At 69.8% G+C, this 18,888-nt stretch carries 17 protein-coding genes and 2 tRNA genes; 4 read left to right on the top strand and 15 right to left on the bottom strand.

Translation table 11 applies throughout. The annotated features are described in order from the left end of the window. The 5 genes from FYX01_RS22955 to FYX01_RS22935 all read right to left on the bottom strand — a co-directional run. A partial coding sequence (locus FYX01_RS22955) for a ClpX C4-type zinc finger protein (protein ID WP_317846087.1) occupies window positions 1-298 on the bottom strand: 298 nt, incomplete at its 3' end. Window positions 299-582: 284 nt separating this feature from the next. Beyond that, the gene (locus tag FYX01_RS22950) at window positions 583-1,239 is read right to left on the bottom strand and encodes an ATP-dependent Clp protease proteolytic subunit (protein ID WP_077691457.1); all 657 of its coding nucleotides are present in this window, start codon (window positions 1,237-1,239) and stop codon (window positions 583-585) included. Between the two features lie 48 nt (window positions 1,240-1,287). Beyond that, window positions 1,288-1,920, bottom strand: coding sequence for a ClpP family protease (locus tag FYX01_RS22945; RefSeq protein ID WP_394350502.1), 633 nt, complete (start codon window positions 1,918-1,920; stop codon window positions 1,288-1,290). A 207-nt stretch (window positions 1,921-2,127) separates the two neighbouring features. Then, window positions 2,128-3,603 carry a trigger factor gene (tig, locus tag FYX01_RS22940; RefSeq protein ID WP_150244821.1) on the bottom strand — a complete coding sequence of 492 codons (1,476 nt, stop codon included), beginning with the start codon at window positions 3,601-3,603 and terminating at the stop codon, window positions 2,128-2,130. A gap of 227 nt (window positions 3,604-3,830) precedes the next feature. Next, a tRNA-Pro gene (locus tag FYX01_RS22935) sits at window positions 3,831-3,905 on the bottom strand. 117 nt (window positions 3,906-4,022) lie between these two features. Here FYX01_RS22935 and FYX01_RS22930 point away from each other — a divergent pair. From FYX01_RS22930 to FYX01_RS22920, 3 genes are all read left to right on the top strand, one after another. Next, window positions 4,023-4,096 (top strand) — tRNA-Gly (locus FYX01_RS22930). Between the two features lie 271 nt (window positions 4,097-4,367). Beyond that, a complete protein-coding gene (locus tag FYX01_RS22925) occupies window positions 4,368-4,871 on the top strand; it encodes an adenylyltransferase/cytidyltransferase family protein (RefSeq protein WP_150244818.1) in 504 nt (167 codons plus the stop codon). A 187-nt stretch (window positions 4,872-5,058) separates the two neighbouring features. Next, window positions 5,059-6,921, top strand: a complete 1,863-nt coding sequence (locus FYX01_RS22920) for an ABC transporter ATP-binding protein (protein WP_150244839.1) — start codon at window positions 5,059-5,061, stop codon at window positions 6,919-6,921. 65 nt (window positions 6,922-6,986) lie between these two features. Here the strand turns inward: FYX01_RS22920 and FYX01_RS22915 are convergent, their stop codons facing one another. The 10 genes from FYX01_RS22915 to FYX01_RS22880 all read right to left on the bottom strand — a co-directional run bounded on the left by FYX01_RS22915 (window position 6,987) and on the right by FYX01_RS22880 (window position 16,042). Further along, window positions 6,987-7,493 carry a (2Fe-2S) ferredoxin domain-containing protein gene (locus FYX01_RS22915; protein ID WP_223830606.1) on the bottom strand — a complete coding sequence of 169 codons (507 nt, stop codon included), beginning with the start codon at window positions 7,491-7,493 and terminating at the stop codon, window positions 6,987-6,989. Window positions 7,494-7,627: 134 nt separating this feature from the next. After that, window positions 7,628-8,557, bottom strand: coding sequence for a M23 family metallopeptidase (locus tag FYX01_RS22910; protein ID WP_150244812.1), 930 nt, complete (start codon window positions 8,555-8,557; stop codon window positions 7,628-7,630). A gap of 47 nt (window positions 8,558-8,604) precedes the next feature. Further along, a complete protein-coding gene (locus FYX01_RS22905; protein WP_150244809.1) occupies window positions 8,605-8,802 on the bottom strand; it encodes an Rv0909 family putative TA system antitoxin in 198 nt (65 codons plus the stop codon). A gap of 105 nt (window positions 8,803-8,907) precedes the next feature. Further along, window positions 8,908-10,251: a magnesium transporter gene (gene mgtE / locus FYX01_RS22900; protein ID WP_150244806.1), complete on the bottom strand. Its 1,344-nt coding sequence runs from the start codon at window positions 10,249-10,251 to the stop codon at window positions 8,908-8,910. Between the two features lie 306 nt (window positions 10,252-10,557). Beyond that, window positions 10,558-11,661 (bottom strand): PP2C family protein-serine/threonine phosphatase, encoded by a 1,104-nt coding sequence (locus FYX01_RS22895; RefSeq protein WP_150244803.1) that lies wholly within the window; start codon window positions 11,659-11,661, stop codon window positions 10,558-10,560. A 930-nt stretch (window positions 11,662-12,591) separates the two neighbouring features. Continuing rightward, on the bottom strand, window positions 12,592-13,065 hold the full coding sequence (locus FYX01_RS22890; RefSeq protein WP_150244800.1) for a ribose-5-phosphate isomerase: 474 nt from the start codon (window positions 13,063-13,065) through the stop codon (window positions 12,592-12,594). 85 nt (window positions 13,066-13,150) lie between these two features. Beyond that, entirely contained in the window at window positions 13,151-13,303 is a 153-nt protein-coding gene (locus FYX01_RS26355) for a hypothetical protein (protein ID WP_190394452.1), read from the bottom strand. 194 nt (window positions 13,304-13,497) lie between these two features. Further along, a complete protein-coding gene (locus FYX01_RS22885) occupies window positions 13,498-14,919 on the bottom strand; it encodes an aldehyde dehydrogenase family protein (RefSeq protein WP_150244797.1) in 1,422 nt (473 codons plus the stop codon). Window positions 14,920-15,062: 143 nt separating this feature from the next. Further along, a complete protein-coding gene (locus FYX01_RS26350; protein WP_190394451.1) occupies window positions 15,063-15,221 on the bottom strand; it encodes a hypothetical protein in 159 nt (52 codons plus the stop codon). 185 nt (window positions 15,222-15,406) lie between these two features. Next, window positions 15,407-16,042: a mycothiol-dependent nitroreductase Rv2466c family protein gene (locus FYX01_RS22880; RefSeq protein ID WP_150244795.1), complete on the bottom strand. Its 636-nt coding sequence runs from the start codon at window positions 16,040-16,042 to the stop codon at window positions 15,407-15,409. A gap of 215 nt (window positions 16,043-16,257) precedes the next feature. Between FYX01_RS22880 and pepN the strand changes: the two genes are divergently transcribed. Continuing rightward, window positions 16,258-18,804 (top strand): aminopeptidase N, encoded by a 2,547-nt coding sequence (gene pepN / locus FYX01_RS22875; RefSeq protein WP_150244792.1) that lies wholly within the window; start codon window positions 16,258-16,260, stop codon window positions 18,802-18,804. The last annotated feature ends 84 nt before the right edge of the window (window positions 18,805-18,888 follow it).

Below are 18,888 nucleotides of genomic sequence, written 5' to 3'. Positions count from 1 at the left end.
CCTCCGAACGCACCCGCTTGTAGTGGTTGTACACCGCCACCGACAAAGCCTTCTTCGCCTGATCCTGCCCGATCACATACGAGTCCAGGAACTCATAGATCTCCCGCGGCTTGGGAAGCGAGTCCCAGGTGAGTTCGGTGGCGTCGGCGAGTTCCTCTTCGATGATCTCGTTGCACAGATCGATGCACTCATCGCAGATGTACACGCCGGGGCCAGCGATGAGCTTCTTCACCTGCTTCTGGCTCTTGCCGCAGAACGAGCACTTCAACAGGTCCCCGCCGTCGCCGATGCGTGCCACCCAGCCACTCCTCAAAACTAAGGCCGCCCCGTCGGTGCCGCTCGTGCGCGCGGGCCGTACGGAAGTCGAAACAATCTTCCGCAACCGTCCACAACGGTGGTCACGGACGAGGCGATCTGTGTGTCGCTCTCCGTCAGACTAAGCGAAAAACCGGACCGGCTTCACCACCGGGCTCCTCCGGGCGGGTCAGGGGCCGGTCCGGCCAACGCTTCGACCTGGGCCGGAACGCCCGCGGCGAGCCCGCTTCCACGGGTACGGCCGGGGTTCTCGGCTCCACTGTGACCCTACTGCAGGGAGGCCTTGCGGTAGGGCAGCACGAAATCGATGATTCCGTAGTCCTTGGCCTCCTCGGCGGTGAGGATCTTGTCCCGCTCGATGTCCTTGGAGACCTGCTCGACCGAGCGCCCGGTGTGGCGGGCCAGCGTGGTCTCCAGCTGGGTACGGATACGGGTGATCTCGTTCGCCTGGATCTCGATGTCGCTGGCCTGACCGTGCATGCCCTCGGTGGCGGGCTGGTGGATCAGGATCCGGGAGTTGGGCAGCGCACCGCGCTTGCCCGCGGTCCCGCCCGCGAGCAGGATCGCGGCGGCCGAGGCCGCCTGTCCGATGCACACCGTCTGGATGTCGGGGCGAACGAACTGCATCGTGTCGTAGATCGCCATGAGGGAGGTGAAGGACCCCCCGGGCGAGTTGATGTACATCTGGATGTCCCGCTCGGAGTCGAGCTGCTCCAGGGTGATGAGCTGGGCCATCAGGTCGTTGGCCGAGACGTCGTCGATCTGCACGCCGACGAAGATGATCCGCTCTTCGAAGAGCTTGTTGTACGGATTCATCTCCTTGACGCCGTAGGACGTCCGCTCCACGTAGGACGGCAGGACGTAGCGGCTCTGAGGAGCCATCGAGGCCGCGCCGCCGATGTGACTGGGATTGAACTCGGTCATTTCACGCCTTCCACGCACTGTGCCGTTCCTGGGACCAGGTCCGACGGATCAACTCTGGGTCCGGTCCGGGGTCACGTCCAGGGTTCCCTCCAGGACCTCGTCGATGAAGCCGTAGTCCTTGGACTCCTGGGCGGTGAACCAGCGGTCGCGATCGGCGTCCTTCTCGATCTGCTCTATGGTCTGACCCGTGTGCTCGGAGATCTTCTCTATGAACATCTTCTTCACGTAGAGCAGCTGGTCGGCCAGGATCCGGATGTCGGAGGCGGTGCCCCCGATACCACCGGACGGCTGGTGCATCATGACGCGGGTGTGCGGCAGCGCGTAGCGCTTGCCGGGAGCACCGGCGCACAGGAGCATCTGGCCCATGGACGCGGCCATACCGATACCCACGGTGCGCACGTCGTTGGGGATGTACTGCATGACGTCGTAGATCGCCATGCCCGAGGTCACGGACCCACCCGGCGAGTTGATGTACATGGTGATGTCTCGCTGGCGGTCCTCCGCGGACAGCAGCAGGAGCTCGCCAACCAGGCGGTTGGCGATCTCGTCGTCGACCTGCTGGCCGAGGAAAACGATTCGCTGGCGCAACAGGCGCTGAGGCGTCTGCTCAAGGAAAGGGGAAAACTGCGTCTCCGACGTACGAGCGTCGAAGCGCGGGGACTCTTCAGAAATCGGCGGCACTCTCGTCACCTGCTCCGGAATCGAAACGGTTGCGATACAGCGACACTAACGTCGCGTGGCACCGGGTTCGTCCGGATCCCGGGCCTGTTCGCTTTGAGCGCAGGGTGGTACGACCCCTGCGCAGGATGTTCTTCCACCGGCGAACACGAAGGGCCCCGCCCGACCCGACAGGATCGGACGGGGCCCGTGTTCGCGGAACGTCGGACCCTACTGGGCGGCGTCCTCGGCCTTGGTGTCCTCGGCCTTGGTGTCCTCGATCTTCTCGTCGTCCTTGGCGGAGACCTCGGCGGGCTCGGCGGGCTCGGCCGCCTCGTCCTCGATGACCTCGAGGCCCTCGCCTGCGGCGGCCGCGGCAGCCTTGGCGGCCTGCTCCTCGGCGCTCTCCTGCTCGATGACGTTGCCGTCCTCGTCGGTGACCCTGGCCTCGGCCAGGACCAGGTCCATGGCCTTGCCCCGGACGACCTCGGTGAAGGCGACGCGGATCTGGTTGGACTCGACCAGGTGCTGGGCCAGCTGGTCCGGGCTCACGCCCATGCGCTGGGCCTGCTCGAACACGTACTGGCTGAGCTCGCTCTGGTCGGCGCTCAGGTCCTCCTGGATGGCCAGCTGGTCGAGGATGAACCCGGCCTTGACCGCGGAGCGGGCGCCGGTGGTCAGCTCCTCGTCGAACTCCTCCTCGGTCTTCTCCTGCGACTCGAGGTAGGCCTCCTTGGTCAGACCGCCCTGGGCGAGCTGCTGCTCCAGGCTCTCACGACGGCGGGTGATCTCCTCGTCGACGACCGCGTCGGGCAGCGGGATGTCGACGGATTCGATCAGCTGCTCCAGGGCCTTGTCACGGGCCGCGGAGAGCTGCTGGAGGCGACGGACCTCGACCATGCGCTTGCGAACGTCCTCGCGCAGCTCGCCGATGGTGTCGAACTCCGAGGCCAGCTGGGCGAACTCGTCGTCCAGCTCGGGCAGCTCCTTGACCTTCGCGCTGTGCACGGTGACGGTGACGTCCGCCTCCTGGCCCTCGTGCTCACCACCGACGAGGGTGGTGGTGAAGGTCGCCTCGCCACCGGCCTCCATGCCGCGCAGGGTCTCGTCGAGGCCCTCCAGCATGGAGTTGGTGCCCACCTCGTAGGAGTAGCCGCTGACGGCGACGTCCTCGAGCTTCTCTCCGTTGACGGAGGCGGACAGGTCAATGGACAGGTGGTCGCCGTCCTGGATCGGACGGTCGACGCCCACGAGGGTGGAGAAGCGCTCGCGCAGGGTGCCGATCTGCTCGTCGACCTGCTCGTCGGTGACCTCGGCGCTGTCGACGGTGACCTCGATGCCCTTGTAGTCCTCAACCTCGAACTTGGGGCGGATGTCGACCTCGGCGGTGAAGGCGAGCTCGTCGTTGTCCTCCAGCTTGGTGACCTCCACGTCGGGCTGGCCGAGCGCGAAGAGCTCCTCCTTCTGGATGGCTTCGTTGTAAAGCTCCGGGACGGCGTGGTTGACCGCTTCGCTGATCACAGCGCCGCGGCCGACGTAGCGGTCGATCAGCCGCGCCGGCGCCTTGCCCGGGCGGAAGCCCTTGATCCGGACCTGCTTGGCGAGCGACTTGTAGGTCACGTCGAAAGCGTGATCGAGCTCCTCGAAGGGCACCTCGACGGTCAGCTTGACCCGAGTAGGGCTCAGCTCCTCGACATCGGTCTTCACGGGGCGGTACTCCTAGGTTTGCCGGCTGGTGTCCGCGTCGGCCCGCAGGCGCACCACACACAACGGCGAAATGCACGCGTGCACCCCGAAGGTCTTGACGACCGCATCCAACTGGGGTGCCCTGCGACGGGCTGGGACTTACAGTTTCCTGCTGATCGCACCAAGTCTAGGGCAGATACACAGGGGGCCACGGCGCACGGCCTGAGGCCACTGCCATGGTGGTTTCGTCGGGGTGGCGGGATTCGAACCCGCGGCCTCATGCTCCCAAAGCATGCGCGCTAACCAAGCTGCGCCACACCCCGTGCGCCGAACCAAGGATCGCACTCTCGATATGAGTGTGCGACCACGGCTCCGGAGACTGTACTCTTGTCTCCGTCGGCTCCAAGAGTCTAGAGGACACTCGAAGTCTCTGGCGCCACGCGGGCGTAGTTCAATGGTAGAACCCCAGCCTTCCAAGCTGGTCATGCGAGTTCGATTCTCGTCGCCCGCTCCACTCGGAGTGGGTCGTGTGCTTCCAGCACCGGCTCGCTCCACCACCCCACCCGGGGGGACACCCCGCCCCATTCGCTCCCGGGACGGGCCCGGTCACCGTGAGTTCCCTCACAACGCATGGACCGGAAGTTCGCTTCCAGGAGAAGAACACTGTTCGGTTCCGTGCCCTCCGAAGTGGAATACCGGCCTCCAACGGGTACGTTGACCTTTCGGGCGGCCCTGTGGGCGCGATCGGATCCGGGCGCCCTCGGGCTTGCGGAACGGGTGACTGAATGACGGACACGGACGTGACACACGACCCGAACACCGCTCTGGGAGCACGCTGGTTCGAACGACCCGACGACCTGGCGCGACCGGCCGTGGTCACCGGTGCCTTCGACGTCCTGCACGTCGGACACGTCCGCTTCCTCCGAGCCATCGCCGAGCGGGGGCTGCCCGTCGTGGTGGGTATCGAGTCCGACGAGCGCGTGCGGGCCTGGAAGGGGCCGGGACGCCCGGTGAACCCCGCCGAGGAGCGTGCCGAGACCGTCGCCGCTCTGGGCTGCGTCACCGGATCGTTCGTCATCGAGGGCCCGCCGGCGGTCGCCGACTGGGCGTCCTACGCCGAGGCCCTGCGCCCCCTGGACCCCGCCGCCCTGGCCTACACCGCCGGGGACCGCTACACCCAGGCCAAGATCCGCGGCGCCGACGCGCTCGGCGCGCAGGCCTGGGAACTCCCCTTCACCCCCGGCCGCTCCACCACCGCTGCGCTGGGCCGCCTCGCCCACTCCCTGTAGGACCCTCGCCCGCTCCCCGGCAGGACCGCGGCGGCGTTCGCGGGGCCCCTCCTCAGGCAGGCCCGCGGCACGGGTCCGGCACGGTCCTCCCCGTCCCGGGAAGCGGCGTACGTACACCAGTGTTGACGCATGCGTGTGTTGACGCACACGCGGCGAACAGGCGAGCAGAACGAGGCTGTCCATGACAATGATGTCCGGCAGGCCCTCCTACAGGGCCCTGGTCAACGACGGGAGCGCGAAGGGGCAGTCACTACCGCCCGGCCTCACCCGGCGGATCATCTCCTACGCACGTCCGCACTCGCGGACGATCCTGTGCTTTCTCCTGGTGACCATGGTCGGGTCCGCGATCGTGGTCGCCAACCCGCTGCTGCTCAAGGCCATCATCGACCGGGGCATCATGCCCGGGAACACCTCGCTGGTGGTGTGGCTGGCGCTCGCCGCGGCCGGGCTGGCGGTACTGGAGAGCGCGCTGACCCTCCTCGGCCGGTGGCTGTCCTCACGGATCGGTGAGGGGGTCATCTACCAGTTGCGCACGCAGGTGTTCAGCCATGTGCAGCGGATGCCGGTGGCGTTCTTCACCCGCACCCAGACCGGGTCGCTGATCAGCCGGTTGAACACCGACGTGGTGGGCGCGCAGCGGGCGATCACCTCCGTGCTCCAGTCCGTGGTGTCCAACGTGGTCAGCGCAACCGCGGTGATCGTGACGATGCTCGCGCTGTCGTGGCAGGTGACGCTGATCGCGCTGGCGCTGGTTCCGCTGTTCGTGGTTCCCGCCAAGCTGATCGGGCGGCGGCTGGCGCACATCTCCCGCGACGCGATGGACACCAACGCGGACATGAGCTCGCTGATGACCGAGCGGTTCAACGTCGGCGGGGCGATGCTGGTCAAGCTGTACGGACGCCCCGCCGAGGAGTCGGCGGGGTTCGCCCGCCGCGCGGGACGGGTCCGCGACCTGGGCGTGCGCCAGGCGGTGTTCGGTTCCCTGCTGTTCAGCATGCTGGGCCTGATCACGGCGATGGCGATGGCGATGGTGTACGGGGTCGGCGGCGTGCTGGCGATCGACGGGGCTTTCGAGGTGGGCACGCTGGTGGCGCTGACCACCCTGCTCTCCCGCCTGTACGGACCGGTGACCACGCTGTCCAACGTGCACGTGGAGATCATGACCGCTCTGGTCTCCTTCGACCGTGTCTTCGAGGTGCTGGACCTGGAGCCGGGCATCAAGGAGAGCCCGGATGCCAAGGACCTCCCCCGCGGCGCGCTGGGTGTGGAGTTCGACCACGTGTCGTTCCGCTACCCGGGCGCGAAGGAGTCGTCGGTGGCGTCGTTGGAGCTGACGCCGCACGCGGAGGTGGACGAGGACACCCAGGTGCTGAGCGGGGTCTCCTTCCGCGCGGAACCGGGGATGATGGTGGCCCTGGTGGGTCCGTCGGGCGCGGGCAAGACGACGCTGACGCACCTGGTGTCGCGTCTGTACGACCCGACCGAGGGCGAGGTGCGCCTGGGCGGCCTGGACCTGCGCGAGGTGACCGGGGACTCGCTGCGCGAGACGGTGGGTGTGGTCACCCAGGACCCGCAGCTGTTCCACGACACGGTGGGCGCGAACCTGCGGTACGCCCGTCCGGAGGCGACCGACGCCGAACTGGAGGAGGTGCTGCGGATGGCTCGGCTGGGACCGCTCCTGGAGCACCTGCCCAACGGTCTGGACACGATGGTCGGGGACCGGGGGTACCGGCTCTCCGGCGGCGAGAAGCAGCGGCTGGCGATCGCACGGCTGCTGTTGAAGGCACCGTCGGTGGTGGTGCTGGACGAGGCCACGGCACACCTGGACTCCGAGTCCGAGGCGGCCGTGCAGGAGGCCCTGGCGGTGGCGCTGGAGGGACGGACCTCACTGGTGATCGCGCACCGGCTGGCGACGGTACGGGAGGCGGACCAGATCCTGGTGCTGGAGGACGGACGGATCCTGGAGCGGGGCACGCACGACGAGCTGTTGGAACAGGGCGGGCTGTACACGGCGCTCTACCGGACCCAGTTCGCACCGCAGAGCCGTTAGGGCGGTGCGGGCCGGGTCCGCGGTCCCCCGAGCGGGTCCGGGCCGTGCGCCGGTGGAGCACCGGCCTACTTCTTCTTGTCCTTCCTGCCGTCCCCGTCCTTCTTCCCGTTCTTCTTCCCGTCCTTGTCCTTGCCGGACTTCTTCGGGCGGCTGCGGTCCTTGTCCGGACCCGACTCCTTGGCGGCCTTCCTCTCGGCCTTGGCCCTCTTCTCGGCCTTCTTGGCCTTCTCGCGCTCCTTCTTGGCCGCCTTGGAGCGCTTGGGCTCCTTGCGCTTCTTCGGCTTCTTCGCGTCCTTGGAGGTCACGTGACCGGCCAGGGCGGCAGGCAGCGGCGCGAGTCCGGGGCCGCCCCCGAAGATCCAGTCGTCGACGGCCTCGACCAGCTCGTCCTCGGTGATCCCGCCCAGCCACACCGGACGGCCGCCGGCCGCACGCCCCGCCTGGGAGGGCTGGACGACCACCACGTTCGCCTGGAAGCAGATATCCAGGCACTTGCTGGTGCGTACGGGGACGGTGCGGCCGGAGCGGTCGTCGATGGCGCTGAGACGGGCGAGTTGGGCCTCGTGGTCCACGCCCGGGACCTTCTTCCTCGTCCCGCAGCAGCAGCCCCGACAGACCGTGAGCTGGCACGGGCGCCCTTCGACCGCGTTCACGCTCTCCCCCATGCTCTCGTCATGAGCGCCAGAATCGTTAGGTCCGCCTTACCTCATTCAGGGTAGTCCGCTTCGGGGACCCTCCGACCGGCGGGTACGCCGCCTCTCGCCGGGGCCGCGACCACCACGGGCCGCCAGGTCTCCGGAAGCCCCTCCCCCTCGGCCTTCCCGTTCCATCCCGGCGCCCACACGATCGGCAGTCCGGCGGCGAACAGGGGGCTGCGGTGGTCCATGAGTTGCACGCGCACCTGGGGTTCGGTGCACGCCCCCGAGTTCCCGCAGCGGGCCACCGGCTGACCGGCCCGGACGCGGTCCCCCCGGCGGACCGTCAGCGATCCCCGGCGCAGATGTCCCAGGAGCACGTAGGCGTCACCCACGTCGATCACCAGGTGGTTGCCGAGCAGCCCGGCCGGGCCCCGCAGCTCCCGCAGCGTGTTCTCCACGACCGAGCCGAACAGCCACGGCCACGAGTTGCGGCTGCGGTGGTCGCGCTGGCGGTCGTGCGCGGTCACCACGGTCCCGTCCGCGGGGGCGTAGACGGGCCGTCCGAAGGCCGGGAAGTCCCCCGGCGGGCGGCTGAGCGGCCGCCAGCCGATGTCGGGCCGGGCACCCTCCCCGGGTTCGGCGACCAGGCCGAGCGCGTAGGTCTGCCCGTAGGCGTGGCTGCCCTGGCTGGGCACGTTGTCCACGGGACTGGTGAGCGCCATCCAGCGGCCCCGCACCGGCGGCTCCATCGTCCGTGGCCCGCGCCGCACGGTGCCCAGGCGCAGGTACACGGCGAGCGCGGCCGCGAACAGCGTGCCGCCCGCCCACCAGGACAGGCCGAGGTAACCGCCGAGGAGGGCGAGCGTGGCCGCCCACATCAGCGGCACGCGGATTCTGGCGAGCAGGATCGGCCACCGGGGGCCGACCGGGGTGGCCGCCCCGGAGGACTCGACGGGACCGGGGAAGGCGGGAGGACGCCGAGGGGCGGGTGAAGGCATCCTCACATTGTGGACGCCCCATCCGCCCCGGCCTCACACGGGTCGCGCTACTTCTCGTCCTTCCGATCGCGTTTGCGCAGGTAGTCCGTCGCGGCTCCGGCTCCTCGGTCGATCTTGTCGTTGTAGGAGCCCCCGGTGGCCTTCTTCGCCGCCTGGGCGGCCTTCCCCACCAGGCCCTGAGCCTTGCCCGCGTTGTTGTCGACGACCTTCTTCAACCGGTTGAACGCACCTCCGGCAGCGGACATGGAATCCCCCCTAGATCCGTCCTTCTCCTGCGGAGATACCCGCTCCGCGTCCCGTTCATGCGACCGGATCACCCGCGAAGGGCACGCGGTCCGGCGCTGACCTGGTCAGACGCCCAGGACCGCGGTGGCGATGGAGAAGTAGATGAGCAGGCCCGAGGCGTCCACGATCGTGGTCACCATGGGAGAGGACACCACGGCCGGGTCCACGCCCACCTTGCGGGCCAGCAGCGGCATGGACGAACCGATGATCGCCGCCCACGTACACACCGCGATCACCGAGCACGCCACCACCACCGCGACGTCCACACCCACCAGCAGGGAGCCGATGGCCAGGGCCAGTCCGGCCAGGAGGAGCCCCAGGAGCAGGCCGACCCGCGCCTCCTTCCAGATCACCGACGGCAGGTCGCGCACCCGTACCTCGCCGACCGCCAGGGCGCGCACGATCGCGGTGGCCGACTGCGCACCGACGTTGCCGCCGGTACCGATGAGCATCGGTACGAACAGTGCCAGGGCCGTGACCGCGTCCAGAGCGGACTCGAAGGCCTGCATCACGTTGACCGTGAGCGTGGCCGCCACGATGAGCAGCATCAGCCACACCGAGCGGGCCCCCACCAGGCGCAGCACGCTGACGGTCACGTAGTGGTCGCTGACCGGGCTGGCACCGGACTGGCGGGCCATGTCCTCGGTGTCGGCGGCCTCGATGATCTCCAGGGCGTCGTCGAAGGTCAGCTGGCCCAGGAAGCGGTCCTCGGAGTCCACCACCGGCAGGGAGACCAGGTTGGCCTCCTGCATCAGGCGGGCGGCGTCCTCGACCGACTCCGAGGCGCGCACGCGCGGCGCGAACACGTCCACGATGTCCTTGATCAGGCGGGAGTCGTCGCTGACCACCAGGTCGCGCAGCGTCACCGTCCCGACCATACGGCGGCCGTCGCCGACCACCGGAAGGGTGTAGATGGTCTCGGCGTCGGCTCCTTTGGCGCGCACGACCTCCAGGGCGCGGCCCACCGCCAGGTCGCGGTGCAGGATGACCGTCTCGGGGGTCATGTACCGGCCGACGGAGTCCTCGGGATAGCCCAGGAGCGCGGCGGTCATCTTGCGTTCGGCGGAACTGAGACCGGCCAGCGCGCGGGTGGCGATCTTGGCGGGCGCCTCACCGATGAGACGGGCCCGGTCGTCCGGGTCCATCTCCTCCAGGATCTCGCGGAACGCGGTGTCGCGCAGGCCCAGCAGGATGGCCTGCTGCTGGCTGGGGTCCAGTTCCTCGAAGACCTCCAGTTCGCGGTCCTTGTCCAGGAGCCGGAAGGGGATGATCGCTTCGCCGCCGTCCATGCGGGAGAGCTCGTCGGCGATCTCGTGGGGCCTGTGTTCGGCCAGCCAGAGCCGGATACCGGTCAGGTTGTTGGCCTGGACCAGATCGATCAGTTCCGTAGCGCGCTCGCCTTCTGACATGCGAAGCACCCCCTCGCATTCTCCTACGCCCGTTGGGGAGCACCCACAGGCGACGCCGGTCCTCGGAAAAGCGGTGGGCCGGTGGTCCGGCCCCGCTCCGGTCCCGTCGTCGCTGGCATGGTGGACCGTGCGTGGAGTTGGCGCCCGGGGGCGGAAAGGGCGGGCACGGCGATCCTGGACGTGTACGGACTGAGCCGCCGTACGCGGGACGGGGAGCACACCGACCCTACCCGTCGGGGCGTGCCGGTGCCGCATCGACCGACCCGCGAACACCGCGGTGGCCGCCCCGCGGGGTGGGAGAGCGGGTCAGTCGCGCCAGAGGACGACCAGGGCGCAGTCGTCGTTCTTGTCCTTGCTGAGGGTTTTCACGATCTCGCCCGCGCCGGTGGCGAAACCGCGTGGAACGAGCCGTTCGGCGGCGCCCAGGAGCCGGTCGATCCCCGCGTCGAGGTCCTCACCGGGGGTTTCGATGAGGCCGTCGGTGCAGAGCATGATGGCGTCACCGGGCCGGAGTGTGCCCTCGACGGAGGCGTAGGTCATCTCCGGGATGACCCCCAGGACCACGCCCTTGGCCTCGGTGGTGCTCCACACACCGCCGCCGCTGTCGTAGTGCAGCGCGGGCGGGTGCCCGGCGGAGGCGATCTGGTATTCGCCCGTGTCCAGGTCCACGCTCAGGTGCACGGCGGTCACGAAGCCCTCGCCGCCGCTGTTGCGCATGAGGTAGTCGTTGCAGTGGGCGAGGAAGTCACGGGCGGGGACGGCCCCGATGAGCCCGCTGAACGCACCGGAGAGCAACAGTGCGCGGGTTCCGGCGTCCACCCCCTTGCCGGAGACGTCCACGACGGCCACGTCCAGCCGGTTCTCCCTGCGGATGGAGACGACGAAGTCGCCGCCGAAGGAGGAGCCGCCCGCCTGGCGCAGGACGGCGGTGCGCCCCCACCCCTCGGGCAGCCGGGGCAGTTTGCCCTGGTGGCGGATCCGGTCGCGCAGGTCCAGCAGCATCATCTCGCCGCTGAGCCCCTGCACGCCGAGGCGCTCGCGCACTCCCGACAGCAGGTAGGACAGGACGGCGGTGACGCCGATGGTGACCAGCAGGCCGGGGCCCACCTGGCCGAAGTCGAGCATGAAGGCGACGAACAGCAGGACGGCGCCGACCACGGCCAGCAGGAAGGCCAGGCTCTTGCGCTTGAGGAGGAGCCCGCCCGCCAGGACGGTGAGGATGGTGGAGCTGGGCGGAAACCAGCCGGCGGGTCCCCACACGGCGCCGACCCCGACACCGACGGCCAGCACGACGAGGGTGATGAGGACGAGGCGGTAGCGGAACAGCACCTTGCGCCGGAGCACCGCGACGAGCCGCTGCGCGGTGGAGCGCAGCAGCCGGGTGGCCTTGGCGGTCGGTGTGGGCTTCATGGATCCCCTGCGTTGCACACCCGCTCACCAGCGGGGGTTCGGTTCTCGGACGGCATGGTCGGGTGGGCACGGGGGCCGCGTCGCCACCGGATACGTGTCCGGCTTACGGGGGGCGGTGTGCGGGGGCACACCCTGGCCGTGATGGCTGGAGACGCCGGCGATGGACGCCGCCGCGCCGCGGACAACGAGGGCCCGCCACTGTGCACGAACTGTAGCGCGGGGGGTGTGGCCGTGGCACGTGCAACCAGCGGTGTTCTCCCCCAAACCACGGATTTGGGTTCAGCCGATAACCGAGCGTGCGGAGTCGGGCGCTACCCCGACACGGGGGAACGACGCCGAATGCCGGGAATGTCCCTCCTCCTCGGGCGCCGTTTCATGGCCGGGTGCCTCTTCTGGCCGGGCCGTCTGGTGCGACTCGCGCCCCGGTGGCGCGACCGCACCCCAGGGTCTCACAAGGGTTCGGAGCAGGCCAGGGACACTCGTTCCGAGGGGTGAGATAAGGCACAGTGTCCACAGATGCCATAAAAGGGACAAAAGACGAAAAAGGGGATGCGCGATTACATAAAGGCAACCGGGTACTCGCACACCCCGTCGCGGCGGCCGACGGACGTCGCACAGGCCTGGGAAAACGGACCGCCGAGTCCCGCTTCACACAGCGGCGGCCCACCGGCCGGCCGGTGGGCCCCGCGCACACAGGGATCGACGGTCACCGGTAGGCGGGAGGGCCGGGCCCGGTGCGGGAGGCCCTCCCCGGTCGGACCTCCCTAGGGAGTGTTTTTTAGAAGGCTTTCGGGTCGGCGAGCGGCCGTCCCAGGCAATCTCTCGCAAGACGATGTGCGAAGTTCAGCCTGGTTGTGCTTCACGAGCGCAGAGGCGTAGCGAGAGGCAGCCTGGTGGACGCGAGCCCGGAATGGTGCAAAAAAACACGACCTAGGCATGGGGAAGCGGCGGGAGTTCGCCGGTCTCCTCGTAGGCCGTCAGCATCCCGATGCGGCGGGTGTGCCGCTCCTCGTCGCTGTAGGGGGTGGAGAGGAAGATCTCCACGAACCCGGCGGCCTCCTCGGGGGAGTGCATCCGGGCGCCGATGCTGAGCACGTTGGCGTCGTTGTGCTCCCGCGCCAGGCGGGCGGTGTCCTCACTCCAGGCCAGGGCGGCGCGAACGCCCCTGACCTTGTTCGCGGCGATCTGCTCGCCGTTGCCGGAGCCGCCGATGACGATGCCCAGCGAGCCCTGGTCGGATACCACGCCCTCGGCCGCGCGCAGCACGAAGGGCGGATAGTCGTCCACGGCGTCGTAGGCGAGGGGCCCGGCGTCGACGACGTCGTGGCCGCGCTCCTCCAACCAGGAGACGAGGTGTTCTTTGAGCTCGTAGCCCGCATGATCTGATCCAAGGTAAACACGCACGGGCACAGTCTGGCAGGTCATGGGGGCGACAAGCGCGGCGCCCCGCTCGCGTGTGCGAGGCGGGGCGCGATGGTACTCGGGTTCCTCAGAGCGCGGCGGAGGCCGCCGCGGAGGCAACGGCCAGTCCGAGGACGGCGAAGAGCGCCATGGAGACGATGGCGACCATGTTGTACACGACCATCGCCTTGATGTCCTTGCCGATGGGACCTGCCTTGGAGACCGCGGGCTTCTTGCTCAACTCACACCTCGTTCGGGTTCGACCAGGAATATCCCGTCGGAATTTTTCCACACCACACAACACGGTCGTCACCGGGGCCGATTCCTCGCGAGGGCGCGCGGGGGCCGTGAGTCCGCGCACACGTCCGGCGGCGGACCCACGGTCCCCGAGAGCCTGTCAGCCGTGCCGGCCGTTCCGGGGGCCCGTCACGGCCCTCACATCTGGACGGCCTTGACCTCGCAGAACTCCTCCAGGCCGGACAGCCCCCACTCGCGACCGTTGCCCGAGCGCTTGTAGCCGCCGAAGGGGGCGCGCGGGTTGAGCGCGCCGCCGTTGAGCTCGATCTGCCCGGCCCGCAGACGCCGGGCGACGGCCAGGCCCTGCTCGGGTTCGCCGGACCACACGGCGGCGTTGAGCCCGTACACGGTGTCGTTGGCGATGGCGACCGCCTCCTCCTCCGTGTCGTAGGGGATCAGGACCAGCACGGGGCCGAAGATCTCCTCCTGGGCGATGCGCATGTCGTTGCGCACGTCGGCGAAGATCGTCGGGCTGACGTAGTAGCCGGTCGAGCGCCCCTCCACCGGCTCGGCGCCTCCGGTGACCAGGCGTGCGCCCTCCTCCACGCCGAGCGCGACGTATCCGCGGACCTTCTCCAGCTGGGCGGCGGAGACCAGCGGGCCCAGGCGGGTGTCCTCGTCCGCGGGGTCGCCGGGCACGTACTTGGCGGCGGACTCGGCGGCCAGGGAGACCGCCTCCTCGTAGGAGTCGCGGTGCACCAGCATGCGGGTGAGCGCGTTACAGCTCTGGCCGGTGTTGCGCATGACGTCGGCGACACCGCGCTTGACCGCCTTGGCCAGCTCGGCGCCGGGCAGGATGACGTTCGGGGACTTGCCGCCCAGCTCCAGGGCGACCTTCTTGACGGTCTCCGCGGCGACCTGGCTGACCCGCGTCCCGGCGCGGGTGGAGCCGGTGAAGGACACCATGTCCACCCGGGGGTGCGCGGCGATGGCCTCGCCGACGACCGGGCCGGTGCCCGAGACCAGGTTGAACACGCCCGCGGGCAGGCCGGCGTCGTGGAAGACCTCGGTCAGGGCGTAGGCGCTGAGCGGGGCGACCTCGCTGGGCTTGAGGACGACGGTGTTGCCCGCCAGCAGGGCGGGGACGACCTTGAGCACGATCTGGTGAAGCGGGTAGTTCCACGGGGTGATGGCGCCGACGACGCCGACGGGCTCGCGCACGATGAGCGAGTTGCCCTCCCGTTCACCGCCGAAGTAGCGCTCGCCGGTCTCCTCGACCAGGTCGATGTAGGTCTTGAACATCAGGGCGGGCAGACCCGCCTGGACCTTGCGGGCGAATCCGAGGGGAGCGCCCATGTCACGGGTGAGCGCCGCGGCGATGTCGTCGACACGGGCGTTGAACAGTTCCAGGGCCTTGGCCAGGTGGGTGACGCGCTGTCCGGGAGTGAGCGCGGACCAGGCGGGAAAGGCCGCCGCCGCGGCCTTGACCGCGGCGTCGACGTCCTCGGCGGCTCCGGCCGGAACGGAGTCGATGACCTGCTCGGTCGCCGGGTTGACCACGTCCAGGGCCTCGCTGGAGGCGGAGTCGCGCCAGGCGCCGTCGATGTAGAGGGATCGCATGGCCCCACTTTCGCAGAACGGGATTCGGATTGACCAGTCCGGAGCCCGGCGCCGGTGGTTTCCCCGATACGCGGAGGCCGTCCGCAACGCGCGGAGACCGTCCGCGGGAGCGGAAGGGGGCCGACGGAACCCGGGGCGGCGGATCAGTCCCAGTGCGGCGGGCGCTCGGACATCAGCCACGCGGTGGAGTCGTCCTCCACGCCCTCGCCCCAGCCGGGGCCGCTCTCGTCGCTGGTGGTGTCGGGCAGGATGTCGAGGTCGTCGAAGAAGTCGACCCTGCGCTCGTCGTCGGATCCGGACACGGTTCCCCTCCATACGTCATACGTCCTGGCGGGGCCTTCCCGCCGTGCTGCCTGCGTGGTCCCGGCCTCCAGTGTGCACCGGACACGGCACGGCCGCCCGGCGCCACTCCCGCCACGCCGGGAGGGGACCGGCACGGCGGGTTCGGCGACCGGGGCCGGAGGGGCTCCTGGGCCGGTCGAACGGGTCAGTCGAAGACGGGGCCCCGGGTCCGGGTCCGCTTGAGTTCGAAGAACCCGTCGGTACCGGCGACCAGCAGTACACCGTCCCACAGCTTCCCGGCCTCCTCGCCACGCGGGACGGGCGTGAGGACCGGACCGAAGAAGGCCGTGTCCGCGACCTGGACGACGGGGGTGCCCACGTCCTCGCCGACCAGCTTCATCGCCTCGGCGTGTGAGGCGCGCAGGGCCTCGTCGTGGTCGGTGGCCGTACCCGCCTCCGCCAGCTCCTCGGGCAGGCCGGCGTCGGCCAGCGCGGCGCGGACCGTGTCCGTGGTGCGCGGCTCGCCGTTGTTGTGGAAGCGGGTTCCCAGGGCCGTGTACAGGCCGCCCAGGACCTCCGGGCCGAAGCGCTGCTCGGCCGCGACGCACACCCGTACCGCCTCCCAGGACCTGTCGACGCCCTCCCGGTACTCCTCGGGCAGGTCCCGGCCCTCGTTGAGCACGCCCAGGCTCATCACGTGCCAGCGCACCCGGACCGACCGCACCTTCTCCACCTCGACGAGCCAGCGCGAGGTGATCCAGGCCCAGGGGCACGCGGGGTCGAACCACATGTCCGCGTAGGTGCTCTCCTGCTCGCCGCCGGAGTCGGGGGTCTGCGTCATCGCTGCTCCTCGGGTCACGAAAGGGGGATCACAAGATCTGTTCGCATGAGGTGCAACCTCGCCCATCGGTTGCGCATTCCGCCCCGGCGCGTGGCAGGATCGTGCCGAGTGGAAGACGACCTCCGGCCCCGACGACGCTCCACCCCAGGCGGCGGACTCGCCGTGGTCGGCAACGATCCGGCCGGCGACGACGGCGGCCGTGGAGGGAGCGTGGCGTGGCAGGGAACCTGACACGGGACGAGGCTCGGGAGAGGGCGCGGATTCTCAGCGTCGACTCCTACGCCGTGGAGCTGGACCTGACCACCGGTGCGGAGACCTTCCGGTCCACCACCGTGATCCGTTTCTCCAGTTCGGAACCAGGGGCGCGCACGTTCGTCGAGCTGGCGGCGCCGAAGGTGCTCACGGCGACGCTGAACGGCACCGAGCTGGACCCGGCCGAGCTGTTCGACGGCGAGCGCCTCGTCCTTCCCGAGGTGGCCGAGCGCAACGAGCTGAAGGTCGTCGCCGACGCCGCGTACATGCGCACCGGTGAGGGCCTGCACCGCTTCGTGGACCCCGTCGACGAATCGGTGTACCTGTACAGCCAGTTCGAGACGGCCGACGCGCACCGCATGTTCGCGTGCTTCGACCAGCCCGACCTGAAGGCCGCCTTCGAGCTGACCGTGTTCGCGCACCCGTCGTGGGAGATCGTGTCCAACAGCGCCCCGGACGTGGAGCGCGAGGCCGCGGGCGAGGACCGGGTGCGCTGGCACTTCCCGGCCACTCCGGTGATGTCCACCTACATCACCGCGCTGATCGCGGGCCCCTACCACGTGGTGCGCGACGAGCACGACGGCATCCCGCTGGGCCTGTACTGCCGCGCCTCGCTGGCCGAGCACCTGGACTCCGACGCCCTGTTCGAGGTCACCAAGCAGGGCTTCGACTTCTTCCACGGCCTGTTCGACCTGCGCTACCCCTTCGGCAAGTACGACCAGCTGTTCGTGCCCGAGTTCAACGCGGGGGCCATGGAGAACGCGGGAGCGGTCACGTTCCTGGAGGACTACGTCTTCCGTTCCCGGGTCACCGACGCCCGCTACGAGCGCCGCGCCGAGACGATCCTGCACGAGATGGCGCACATGTGGTTCGGCGACCTGGTCACCATGCGCTGGTGGGACGACCTGTGGCTGAACGAGTCCTTCGCGACCTACGCCAGCGTGTACTGCCAGGCCAACGCCACCAGGTGGACCGACGCCTGGACGACGTTCGCCAACGTGGAGAAGGCCTGGGCGCTGCGCCAGGACCAGCTGCCCTCCACCCACCCGGTCGCCGCCGACATGGTCGACATCCAGGCGGTCGAGGTCAACTTCGACGGCATCACCTACGCCAAGGGCGCCTCGGTGCTCAAGCAGCTCGCGGCCTACGTGGGCGTGGACGCGTTCTTCGCGGGCGTACGCGCCTACTTCAAGGAGAACGCGTACGGCAACACCGAGCTCAAGGACCTGCTCAAGCACCTGGAGGCCGCCTCCGGCCGCGACATGTCGGGCTGGTCGCGCGACTGGCTGGAGACCACGGGCGTCAACACGATGCGCGCGGAGTTCGAGGTGGACGCCGAGGGGGACTTCACCTCCTTCTCCGTGCTCCAGGAGGCCCCCTCCGAGCACCCGACGCTGCGCTCGCACCGCCTGGCGGTCGGCCTGTACGACCGCACCGACGAGGGCATCGTGCGCCGCGAGCGCGTGGAACTGGACGTCAGCGGCGAGCGCACCGAGGTGCCGGAGCTGGTCGGCAGCGCCCGGCCGGACCTGGTGCTCATCAACGACGACGACCTCACCTTCACCAAGATCCGCCTGGACGAGCGCTCCCTGCGCACCGTGGTGGACGGCGCCGGCGAGATCCGCGGGTCCCTGCCGCGGGCGCTGGCCTTCGGTGCCGCCTGGGACATGACCCGCGACGGCGAGATGGCCGCCCGCGACTACGTCGCCCTGGTCATCTCCGGGATCAGCGGCGTGGACGACGTCATGGTCGCCCAGACCCTGCTGCGCCAGGCCGCCGCGGCTCTGCACATGTACGCCGACCCGGCGTGGCGCCCGTTCGGCTTCGAGCAGCTCTCCGAGCGGCTGCGCGAGCTGCTGACCGCCGCCGAGCCGGGCGGGGACCTGCAGCTGGCCTACGCCAACGCGCTGGCCGCCACCGCGGTGACCGACGCCCACCTGTCCCTGCTGCGGGGCCTGCTGGACGGCGCGATCACCGTGGACGGCCTGACCGTGGACACCGAGCTGCGGTGGACGCTGCTGCGCCGCCTGGTCGCGGCGGGCAAGGCCGGTGAGGCCGAGATCACCGCCGAGCTGGAGCGGGACCCGACCGCGGCCGGTCATCGGCACGCCGCCGGCGCCCGGGCCGCGATCCCCACGGCCGAGGCCAAGGCCGCCGCCTGGGAGCGGATCGTGGGCGAGGAGCTGGCCAACGCCGAGTTCCGCGCGGTGCTGCTGGGCTTCACCGAGCCGGGCCAGGCCGAGCTGTACCGGCCCTACAGGGAGAAGTACTTCGCGCAGCTGACCCCGGCCTGGGAGAAGTGGACGGGCGAGTTCGCGCAGACCTTCGCCGAGGTGGTCTACCCCAGCAACCTGGTGGAGGAGGCGACGCTGGAGCGCACGGACGCCTACATCGCCGAGGCCGCCCCGCCCCCGGCGCTGCGCCGCCTGCTGATCGAGGGCCGGGCGGGCGTGGAGCGCGCCCTGCGTGCCCGCGCCACCGACATCGCCGCGGGCGCGCGGCAGGAGTAGTCGCCTCCCGGGAGGTCCAGGCAGTGTGGTCGCCCCGTCGCCCCGCGGCGGGGCGGCCGCGTCCTTCCGGCCGGTGCCTCCTCC

The sequence above is a fragment of the Nocardiopsis quinghaiensis genome, assembly GCF_008638365.1.
Classification (GTDB): domain Bacteria; phylum Actinomycetota; class Actinomycetes; order Streptosporangiales; family Streptosporangiaceae; genus Nocardiopsis; species Nocardiopsis quinghaiensis.
Note: the sequence above shows the minus strand (reverse complement) of the source record. Positions and strands in the feature narration are given on the sequence as shown.

What these genes read in the sequence shown, in the direction of transcription:
- FYX01_RS22880 (WP_150244795.1), bottom strand. Translation starts at nt 16,042, where the DNA reads ATGACGCAGACCCCCGACTCCGGCGGCGAGCAGGAGAGCACCTACGCG.
- FYX01_RS22920 (WP_150244839.1), top strand. Translation starts at nt 5,059, where the DNA reads ATGATGTCCGGCAGGCCCTCCTACAGGGCCCTGGTCAACGACGGGAGC.
- FYX01_RS22905 (WP_150244809.1), bottom strand. Translation starts at nt 8,802, where the DNA reads ATGTCCGCTGCCGGAGGTGCGTTCAACCGGTTGAAGAAGGTCGTCGAC.
- FYX01_RS22895 (WP_150244803.1), bottom strand. Translation starts at nt 11,661, where the DNA reads ATGAAGCCCACACCGACCGCCAAGGCCACCCGGCTGCTGCGCTCCACC.
- FYX01_RS22950 (WP_077691457.1), bottom strand. Translation starts at nt 1,239, where the DNA reads ATGACCGAGTTCAATCCCAGTCACATCGGCGGCGCGGCCTCGATGGCT.
- FYX01_RS22925 (WP_150244818.1), top strand. Translation starts at nt 4,368, where the DNA reads ATGACGGACACGGACGTGACACACGACCCGAACACCGCTCTGGGAGCA.
- FYX01_RS22910 (WP_150244812.1), bottom strand. Translation starts at nt 8,557, where the DNA reads ATGCCTTCACCCGCCCCTCGGCGTCCTCCCGCCTTCCCCGGTCCCGTC.
- mgtE (WP_150244806.1), bottom strand. Translation starts at nt 10,251, where the DNA reads ATGTCAGAAGGCGAGCGCGCTACGGAACTGATCGATCTGGTCCAGGCC.
- FYX01_RS22885 (WP_150244797.1), bottom strand. Translation starts at nt 14,919, where the DNA reads ATGCGATCCCTCTACATCGACGGCGCCTGGCGCGACTCCGCCTCCAGC.